Raw genomic sequence first — 8,917 nt, forward strand, 5'->3', positions numbered from 1 at the left:
GGGCACGACGCGATCGACAACTACCAGGAGGCTCGCGCCGCGGTCGGGCTCGCACCGCAGGACCTGAACCTCGACTGGTTCCTCACGCTCGAGGAGTCGCTCGAGTACCACGGCGGCTACTTCGGGATGACGAAGCGCGACCGGCGCGAGCGGACCGCCGAGCTCCTCGAGGCGTTCTCGCTGACCGCCAAGCGCCACGACCGCACCCGCACGCTCTCGGGCGGGATGAAGCGCCGCCTGATCCTCGCCCGCGCGCTCATGCACCGCCCGCGCCTGCTGATCCTCGACGAACCGACCGCGGGGGTGGACGTCGAGCTGCGGCTGGAGCTCTGGCACTACGTCCAGCGCATCAACGCCGAGGGCACCACGATCCTCCTGACGACGCACTACCTCGAGGAGGCCGAGCAGCTCTGCGGCCGGATCGCCTTCATCAACGACGGCCGGATCGTCGCCGAGGGCAGCCACCAGGAGCTCGCCGAGCAGTACGGGACCGACACGCTGGAGGACGCGTACCTCAAGCTCGTGGGTCGCCAGGAGCTCTCCCGCGCGCACGTGCCGACGGAGGCCGCGCTGTGAGCACCGCCCAGATCCGCTTCCTGGCGCTCCTGCGGCGGGAGGTCAACCGCTTCATGAAGATCAAGCGCCAGACGCTCGGCGCCCCGCTGCTGGAGACCTTCCTCTACATCTCGGTGTTCGGCGCGGCCCTGGGCTCGCGCATCGACAAGCTGCACGGCGTCGACTACGTCGTCTTCATCGTGCCGGGCCTGATCATGATGGCCTGGGCGACGAACGCGTTCTCGAACAACGCCTCGTCGATCCTCCAGCAGAAGATCCAGCGGGCGATCGACGACCAGCTGTCCTCCCCCGCCTCGCCGATGGAGCTGCTGCTGGCGTTCACGTTCGGTGGCTTCCTGCGCGGGATGGTCGTGTCGTCGCTGACCTTCATCGTCGCCTCGATCCTCATCGGGATCCCCATCGAGCACCCGCTCGTCCTGTTCCCGGCCCTGTTCCTCGTGGGCTTCTTCTTCGCCCAGCTCGGCGTTCTCGTCGGCGTCCGGGCCGAGCAGTTCGACGACGTGTCGTTCGCGCAGACCTTCGTCCTCACGCCGCTGATCTTCCTCGGCGGGGTCTTCTACTCCGCCTCCCTGCTGGACGAGCCGTTCCAGACGCTCACCCACATCGATCCCGTCTACTACATGATCAACCTCGTCCGGTACGGGTTCATCGGGTACTCCGAGGCGAACGTCGAGCTCTCGCTGGGGCTCCTGACGCTGGCCGCCGCCGGGATCTTCGCGGTGAACTACCGCCTGTTCCGGCGCGGCTACCGGCTTCGGTCCTAGCGCTCCGGGGCTCCCGGGTCGCGCAGGAGCCCCGGGACCTCGGACTCGATCTCCGCCAGCCGGGCGGCGATCACGTCCCCGGCCCGCTGCAGCATCGAGGTCCCGGTCGTCTCCATCTCGTCGAACAGGATCTCGACCGCGTCCGGATCGTCCGCGGAGATCAGCACCGGGTACCCCGCGTGGGCGACGTCGAGCCGGTCGAGACGCAGGCGACGGCGAGAGATCTCGTACACCTCGCGACCGGGCACATGGATCTCGAGCGTCACGTCCCGGAAGACCTTGCTCCCGTGCTCGGTGCGATGACCGTCGGGGGTCATCTGCACGTCGACCACCTGCTCGCCGGAGGTCATGCGCGCGAGCCCGCGGATCCTGCCGGGCGGCGTGGGACGGCCCGCGATCCCGGCGAGCGTCTCGGCGAACCGGTCCTGGGTCGCCGGCGGGGCCGTCGGCCCGATGTGCACGCCCTCGGTACCCGCGAGGTACGTCTGTCGCATCCACTCGGGGAGCGCTGCCGCCTGGAGCGCCCGATAGTCGGGCGGCTGCTTCCTGCCCTTGTCGCGTTTGAAGATACCCATGCGGAGCCTCCCGGTCGCCGGCCGTCCCCGGACCGTAGAGCCCCGCCGGTCCCACCACATCAGGGCGCACCCTGAAAACACTCCACGCCCGCCTCGACAGGCGTGGCAGAATCGCACCAGGGGTCGTACAACGGGAGGCTGCGATGTTCGATGTCATCGTCGTGGGGACGGATGGGTCCGAGACCGCCGAGGTCGCAGTGAACGAGGCGATCGCGCTGGCCGGCACCCACGGGTCCGCGCTGCACGTCGTCAGCTCCTACAAGCCGAACCGGACCCGGCACGTGAGCGGGGGCGGCGAGGGCTGGGACATCCGTCCCGAGGACGAGGTCGACGCGCTGCTCGAGGCCGCCGCCGCGCGTGCCCGTGGGCGCGATGTGCAGGTGCGGACGCACTCCTCCCGGAGGGAGCCCGCGAAGGCGGTGCTCGCCGTCGCCAAGGAGGTCGGCGCCGACCTGATCGTCGTCGGCAACCGGGGCATGCGCGGGACCAAGCGCTTCCTGCTCGGCAGCGTGCCGAACAGCATCGCGCACGGTGCGCAGTGCCACGTCCTGGTGCTGAAGACGTCGTAGGCGGCCCGGACCGGCGCGCGGCGGACGCCCTAGGGCTCGAACCCCGGCGCGCTGCCAACGCGCTCCCCGAGCGCGACGAAGTCCGCGTAGCCCGGTACGAGCAGCGGTGACTCCCACGTCTTCTGGGCGATCACCCGCAGGCCCGGCGCGATCGCGGCGGTGTCCTGCTCCTCGGTCGCGAACGCCGGGTTGTCGTTCCACAGATGCAGCTTCGAGCCGAGGTTGCGGGGTTCGTCGCGCGCGACCGTGTCCGGCGGAGCCTGCAGCGTCGCGTCGTGCACCAGCGGACCGTGGAACTCGTGGAGGTCCCACGACTCGTACGCCGCCCGGAAGTTCGGGGTGATGGGGAGCGGCGAGCCCCCGACCCCGTTGACGACGTAGGTCGGGTACCACCCCGCGTTGAGGATCCGGCGACCCTGGTCCAGCAGCTGCTGCGGGGTCGGCGGCCGGACGTCCGACAGCGGCGAGACGTTGATCCACCACTCCGCGATGATGTCCTCGTGGCGCGTGACCGCGCTCCCGCCGCCGATGTCGTCGTGCCACATGCGCGTGGTCCGTCCGCGCGCCTTCACCATGTCGTCGACGTCGTTGATGAACGCGTGGATCGCGTCCTTGGCGTTCGCCGACGGGCCGAACCGCTCGCGCGCGGCCCTCTCCAGGCTCGGGTAGAGGCCGAGCGGATACGTGAAGAACGGCAGGACCTCGTCGCCCCCCACGTGCCAGTAGGGACCGTCGAACAGGTCGAGGTACTCGCCGATCAGCTCGCGGGCGAAGCGCACCGCCTCCGGGTTGCCGACGTCGAGGACGCCCGCCTCGGTGCGGCCGTCGGCCGTGCGGAGCTGGAACTCGGGGTGCCGCTCCAGCGCGGCGGTCATGTGCCCGGGCATGTCGATCTCGGGCACGACCGTCACGTGGTGGCGGCGCGCCAGGGCCAGTAGGTACCGGACGTCGGCCTTCGAGAGGTGCTCCTGCGAGACGATCTCCGGGTGGGTCGAGCTCTCGATCCGGAACCCCTGGTGGTCGCTGAGGTGCAGGTGCAGCAGGTTGAGCTTCAGGTAGGCGAGCTCGCGGATGTGTGCGGCCAGCCACCGGCGCGAGTACGGCTTGCGCCCCGCATCGACCATCAGGCCCCGCTCCGGATAGCGCGGCCGGTCGCGGGCGCGGCCACGGGGGATCGTCCTGCCGTGGCGCACCAGCTGCAGCAGGGTGCGCCCGCCGTAGAAGACCCCGGTGGTGGTGGGCGCGGTGATCGTGAAAGCCCGCCCTATCCGCAGCCCGTAGCCCTCCTTGCCCAGCGTCGGATCCCGCGTCGTGTGCCCGACGATCACGTCGCCGGTGCGCGCCCGTACTCCCCGTCGGGCCGTCGTCGGAACACGACGGTCGAGCAGCAGGCCGAGGTCCGCCGCGAGCTGGCGCGCCTCGCCGCGCAGCCGCTTGCGGTCCCGGTAGCGGACGATCACGCGTACGTCCTCGCGGAGCCGGAACGTGCCGGCCTCACGCGGCGGGGCCGGCGTCCAGGACCGTAGCGCCGGGATCGTCCGGGGCCGGTCGACCTGCGCGGTGGCCGGGGTGGCCGGGGCGTCGAAGGCCATCGATCAGGAACGGGGTGCGAGGGACGTCATCGCGCGGAGGGTATGGGGTCCGGCCCCGGCACGTGCCGACTCGCGAAGCGGGCGACGGGGGTCGAACCCGCGACCTTTGGCTTGGGAAGCCAACGCTCTACCAACTGAGCTACACCCGCGCTGCGGTCGCCAGCATAGCGCGCCGCGACGGGGTGGCCGGACCCGGTCGATCACTACCCTGAAGGGCGTGAAGCGACCCGCCGTCCCGATCGCCGTCATCGCCGTCGCGGCCGCGCTGTTCGGCCTGCTCGTCTACGGCATCGCCGCGGGCGGCAACGACACCACCCTCGACGACGCGGTCAAGCGCGGGGAACGCCCCGTCGCGCCCGGCGCGGACCTCGAGCGCCGGAAGGTCGACGGCACCGGCTCGTTGAAGCTCGCCGACCTCCGGGGCGAGATCGTGGTGCTGAACTTCTGGGGCTCCTGGTGCGAGCCGTGCAAGGACGAGGCGCCTGTGCTCAAGCGCATCCACGAGCGCCTCGCCGACGCCGGCAAGGGGACCGTGCTCGGCGCGACCTACAACGACCCGACCGCCGACACGCTCGCCTTCGAGCGCGAGAACGACATCGACTACCCCAGCGTGCAGGACGTCTCGACCGACCTGTACGACGAGTTCGGCGGGACCGGCGTGCCGGAGACGTTCGTGATCGACCCGCAGGGCCGGATCACCGCGATCTCCCGCGGGCAGGTCAGCGAGGAGTTCCTCGACACCGCCCTGCGGAAGCTCGGGGCATGACCGTGCGCCGCGTCCTGCTCGTGGTCCTCGCGGCCCTGTGCGTGCTGCCGTCCGCCTCCCTGGCCGCCACGCCGAAGACCTCGCTCATCGACATCGAGGACGAGGTGATGTGCGTGACGTGCAACGTCGCCCTCAACATCGCCGAGTCCCCGCAGGCGGCGTCCCAGCGGCGTGAGATCCAGCGACTGGTGGAGGAAGGGCTCACCAAGCAACAGGTCAAGGACCGGCTCGTCGAGCAGTACGGGCCCCGCGTGCTCGCGCTGCCGAAGGGCGACGGCTTCGAGATCACGGTCTACCTCGTCCCGATCGCGGTCGTCCTCGGGCTGCTCGCCGCCGCCGCCGTGCTGCTGCCGCGCTGGCGAGCGGCCCGCCGCAGGGCGCCCGCCGGTGACGGCCTCGACGTCGCGACCCTCGACGAGGCCGACAGCGCGCGCCTGGACGCGGAGCTCTCGGCCTTCGACCGATGAGCTTCGCCCTGCCGATCGCCGCGGAGGCCGACACCACCGTGCTCGCGGCCTTCGCCGTCGGGTTCGTGTCCTTCATCAGCCCGTGCGTCCTGCCGCTCGTCCCGGGCTACCTGTCCGCGGTCAGCGGCGTGTCGCTCACCGACATCCGCACGCGCGAGCACGGCGTCTCCAAGGTGCTGTGGCCGGCGGTCGTCTTCTGCCTGTCGTTCACGGTGATGTTCGTCGCCCTGGGCATGACGGCGACCGGCATCGGGTCGACCCTGCGCGACCACCAGGACCTGCTGAACAAGCTCGCCGGCAGCGTGATCATCGCGATGGGCGCGTTCTTCATGCTCACGCCGTTCATCACCCGCCTCAACCAGGAGTGGCGTCCCGAGGCCCTGATCCAGCGGGCCGGCGCGGGAGGGCCGATCGTGGCCGGACTCGCCTTCGCAGTCGCCTGGACCCCGTGCGTGGGGCCGACGCTCGCGTCGATCCTCGCCGCCGCGTCGACGTCCGACACCGTCGGCAAGGGCGGCGTTCTGCTGGCCTTCTACTCGCTGGGCCTGGCGATCCCGTTCCTGGCGACCGCGGTGGCCTTCGATCGCGCGACGAGCATCTTCCGCTGGCTCCGCGACCGTCACGCCGTCGTGACCACGGTCAGCGGCGTCATCCTCATCGCCATGGGGCTGCTGATCCTCACCGGGGAGATGACCCAGCTGAACCGCGAGGCCCAGGACCTGCTCGAGGCCGTCGGCCTGGACTTCATCTACTCCCTCTAGCCGTGCGCTGGGTCCTGCCACCCGACGACTGGAACGACCGCGGCGCGGCGTCGCTGATCGCCTGTCTGGCCAGCGTGCTGGAGACCGGACCGGAGGCGATCGACCTCGAGCCCTACGACGTCGATCCGGGCTCGGGCCGCCTGCGCGGCTGGCTCGGCGAGCGTGGACTCGGGCTGGTCCCGGTCGCCGACCCGGACGCCTTCGCCTGGCCCGGTCCCTGGATCGCCGCGGTTCCCGACGACGCCGACACGCGCAGCGTCCGGTGGGTCGTGGCCTTCGGGTCGCCGGCACCCGCGGGAATCATCTGGGACCCGCTGCGCCCGACCCGTCCCGACGGGCCCGCGGAGGGACTGCTGGCCGGCTTCGTGGTCGCGGCGCTCGTCCCGGGCCTTCCCACCCCGCCTGGCGCCTCGATCGCCGAGCCCGGCAGCGTGACCGCGATCGTCCTCGCCCCGGACGCGGGTGCGCCCGCCGTCGAGGTCGCCCGCGCGCGGGCCGTCGCCGGCCGCGGGCTGGAGGGGGACCGCTACGCGGTGGGCCGGGGGACGTTCTCGCGCGGAGCCGGGTACGGACGCGAGCTCACGCTGGTGGAGGAGGAACTGCTGGGTGCCGCGATCGTCGACGGCGCGCCGATCACCCCCGTCCAGGCCCGACGCAACGTCTCCGTGCGCGGGATCGTGCTCGACAGCCTCATCGGACGGCGCTTCCGGATCGGTGAGGTGCAGTGCGTCGGACGCCGTCGGTGCGAGCCGTGCGCCCACCTGCAGCGCCTGGGGCCACCCGGCGTCCTGCGGGCGCTCGTCCATCGCGGAGGCCTGCGCGCGGACATCCTCACCGACGGCGAGATCGCGGTCGGCGACGACGTGGTCGTGCTTCCCTGAGCCCCACCCGCAGCGGTCCCGCCGGACCGAGCGGGGTGCGGCTCACATCTGATCGGGGGCGCTGACCCCGAGCAGCCCCAGTGCGCGGGCGAGGGTCCTGCGCGTGACCACGCAGAGCGCGATCCGGTAGCTCTTCAACCCCGCCGGCTCGGCGTCCTTCACCCGGCAGTCGCGGTAGAACGCCGAGAACGCCTGCGCGAGCTCCAGCGCGTAGGTCGTGAGCCGGTGCGGGGCGCGCCGCTCCTCGGCCTCGGCGAGCACGTCCGGGAACTCGAGCACGAGCTTGAGGAGATCGCGCTCCGACGCGTGCAGGGCGGTCCCGAGCGCCACCGAGGAGTCCACCTCGGCGAGCGCGGATGCGACGCGCTCGGGTCCGACGTCCCGCAGGACCGACGCGATCCGGGCGTGGGCGTACTGCACGTAGTAGACGGGGTTCTCGCTCGACTGCTCCCGCGCGACGGCGAGGTCGAGGTCGACCCGGGTGTCGTGGGAGCGGGCCAGGAGGAACCACCGGGCGGCGTCGACTCCGATGGCCCCGACGAGGTCGTCGAGGGTGACGAGGGTCCCGGCCCGCTTGCTCATCGAAGTCAGGTCGTCGCCGTTCTTGAGGTTGACGAACTGCATGATGAGGAGATCGAGGTCCTCCGCGGCGCCACCGAGCGCCCGGAAGGCGGCGTGCATCCGCGGCACGTACCCGTGGTGATCGGCCCCCCAGACGTCGCACAGCACCTCGAAGCCGCGCTCGAGCTTGTTCTGGTGGTAGGCGATGTCCGAGGCGAAGTACGTGTGCTCGCCGCTGCTGCGGCGCAGGACGCGGTCCTTGTCGTCGCCGAACTCGGTGGTGCGCAGCCACAACGCGCCGTCCTGCTCGTAGGTCCGTCCCTGCTCGGCCAGCACGTCGAAGGCGTGGTCGACCGCCGAGCCGGTGGCGCCCTCCGCCGGCTCGTGCAGCGAGCGCTCGCTGAACCAGATGTCGTGGTGGACCCCGAAGCGCTCGAGGCTCTCGGCGGCAGAGCGGAGCATCACCTGCACCGCTGCGGCGCCGATGGCGTCGAGGTCCTCGCCGTCGGCGCCGTCGACCTGCCGGGCGAGCTCGGTGACGTAGTCGCCCTGGTACCCGTCCTCCGGCGGCTCCTGCCCGCGAGCCCGCGCCTGCACGGACGTCGCGAGCTTGACGATCTGCGAGCCGTAGTCGTTGACGTAGAACTCGCGCGAGACCTGGTGCCCGCGCATCTCGAAGATGCGCGCCAGCGCGTCACCGTAGGCGGCGTTGCGGGTGTGTCCCACGTGCAGCGGCCCGGTCGGGTTGGCGCTCACGAACTCGACGTTGACCTTCCGTGGCGGGTCCGCGCCGCCGGCCCCGAAGCCGTCCCCTGCCTCGAGGACCGATCCGAGCGCTCCGGTGAACCACGCGTCGGCCAGGACGACGTTGAGGAACCCCGGACCCGCGATGTCCACGCGGTCGAGCACGGCACCCAGATCGTCCTGCAGCCGCTGCGCGAGGTCGGCGGCGATCTCCCGCGGCGGGCGCTTCAGCGCCTTGGTCAACACCATCGCCGCGTTGGTCGCGAAGTCCCCGTGATCGGCCTGCTTGGGGCGCTCGAGCGTCGCCTTCTCGACGGCCGCTCCCTCGGCCCCGCCGGCGACGGCGGCAGCGGCGGTGCGGACGGAGTCGTGGAGTTCGGTGAGTGCGCTCATGAGGGGTGCCCCAGCGTAGTGGCTCACGACTTCGGACCTCGTCGCGGAACGGCCTTGACTTCCCCTCGGCACAGGGCCAAAGTCGAACCATGTCGCGTATCCGTCTGTCGGTCGCGGCCGTCAGCCTCCTCGCCCTCGCGCTCACCCCACCCGCCGCTGCGCAACAGCCGACGACGACCCGGGCATCGCTCAGCTCGACCGGGACCCCGGGCAACGAAGACACGTTCGACGCCACGGTGTCCGCCAACGGGCGCTTCGTCGCGTTCAA

Annotated in this window: 10 protein-coding genes and 1 tRNA gene; 7 read left to right on the plus strand and 4 right to left on the minus strand. The window is 71.5% G+C overall.

Features of this window, described 5'->3' with window-relative positions; all coding sequences use genetic code 11:
- Together ABYE80_RS12805 and ABYE80_RS12810 are read left to right on the plus strand one after the other, a co-directional pair.
- Nucleotides 1-576, plus strand: a 576-nt coding sequence (locus ABYE80_RS12805) for an ABC transporter ATP-binding protein (RefSeq protein WP_372790673.1), incomplete at its 5' end; no start/stop codon positions are given.
- On the plus strand, nt 573-1,340 hold the full coding sequence (locus ABYE80_RS12810; protein WP_372790674.1) for an ABC transporter permease: 768 nt from the start codon (nt 573-575) through the stop codon (nt 1,338-1,340). The genes ABYE80_RS12805 and ABYE80_RS12810, both read left to right, overlap by 4 nt.
- Here ABYE80_RS12810 and ABYE80_RS12815 read toward each other — a convergent pair.
- Complete coding sequence (locus tag ABYE80_RS12815) at nt 1,337-1,915, minus strand: hypothetical protein (protein ID WP_372790675.1); 579 nt, start codon at nt 1,913-1,915, stop codon at nt 1,337-1,339. The genes ABYE80_RS12810 and ABYE80_RS12815 overlap by 4 nt on opposite strands.
- A 143-nt stretch (nt 1,916-2,058) precedes the next feature.
- On the opposite strand from ABYE80_RS12815, the gene ABYE80_RS12820 reads away from it, so the two are divergent.
- Nucleotides 2,059-2,484 carry a universal stress protein gene (locus tag ABYE80_RS12820; RefSeq protein ID WP_372790676.1) on the plus strand — a complete coding sequence of 142 codons (426 nt, stop codon included), beginning with the start codon at nt 2,059-2,061 and terminating at the stop codon, nt 2,482-2,484.
- Nucleotides 2,485-2,513: 29 nt separating this feature from the next.
- Here the strand turns inward: ABYE80_RS12820 and ABYE80_RS12825 are convergent, their stop codons facing one another.
- Nucleotides 2,514-4,076 (minus strand): family 20 glycosylhydrolase, encoded by a 1,563-nt coding sequence (locus ABYE80_RS12825; RefSeq protein WP_372790677.1) that lies wholly within the window; start codon nt 4,074-4,076, stop codon nt 2,514-2,516.
- Between the two features lie 76 nt (nt 4,077-4,152).
- Nucleotides 4,153-4,225 (minus strand) — tRNA-Gly (locus ABYE80_RS12830).
- Between the two features lie 68 nt (nt 4,226-4,293).
- Here ABYE80_RS12830 and ABYE80_RS12835 point away from each other — a divergent pair.
- From ABYE80_RS12835 to ABYE80_RS12850, 4 genes are read left to right on the plus strand one after another with little or no spacing between them, the layout of a single operon-like run.
- Complete coding sequence (locus ABYE80_RS12835; RefSeq protein ID WP_372790678.1) at nt 4,294-4,842, plus strand: TlpA family protein disulfide reductase; 549 nt, start codon at nt 4,294-4,296, stop codon at nt 4,840-4,842.
- On the plus strand, nt 4,839-5,309 hold the full coding sequence (locus ABYE80_RS12840; protein WP_372790679.1) for a cytochrome c-type biogenesis protein CcmH: 471 nt from the start codon (nt 4,839-4,841) through the stop codon (nt 5,307-5,309). The genes ABYE80_RS12835 and ABYE80_RS12840 overlap by 4 nt, the downstream gene beginning before the upstream one ends.
- Nucleotides 5,306-6,070, plus strand: coding sequence for a cytochrome c biogenesis CcdA family protein (locus ABYE80_RS12845; RefSeq protein ID WP_372790680.1), 765 nt, complete (start codon nt 5,306-5,308; stop codon nt 6,068-6,070). Before ABYE80_RS12840 ends, ABYE80_RS12845 begins: the two co-directional genes overlap by 4 nt.
- Nucleotides 6,071-6,072: 2 nt before the next feature.
- On the plus strand, nt 6,073-6,951 hold the full coding sequence (locus ABYE80_RS12850; protein WP_372790681.1) for an MOSC domain-containing protein: 879 nt from the start codon (nt 6,073-6,075) through the stop codon (nt 6,949-6,951).
- A 42-nt stretch (nt 6,952-6,993) separates the two neighbouring features.
- On the opposite strand, the gene argS is transcribed toward ABYE80_RS12850, so the two are convergent.
- A complete protein-coding gene (gene argS, locus ABYE80_RS12855) occupies nt 6,994-8,649 on the minus strand; it encodes an arginine--tRNA ligase (protein WP_372790682.1) in 1,656 nt (551 codons plus the stop codon).
- Between the last annotated feature and the right edge of the window lie 268 nt (nt 8,650-8,917).

Source organism: Paraconexibacter sp. (genome assembly GCF_041602235.1).
Taxonomy (GTDB): domain Bacteria; phylum Actinomycetota; class Thermoleophilia; order Solirubrobacterales; family Solirubrobacteraceae; genus Paraconexibacter.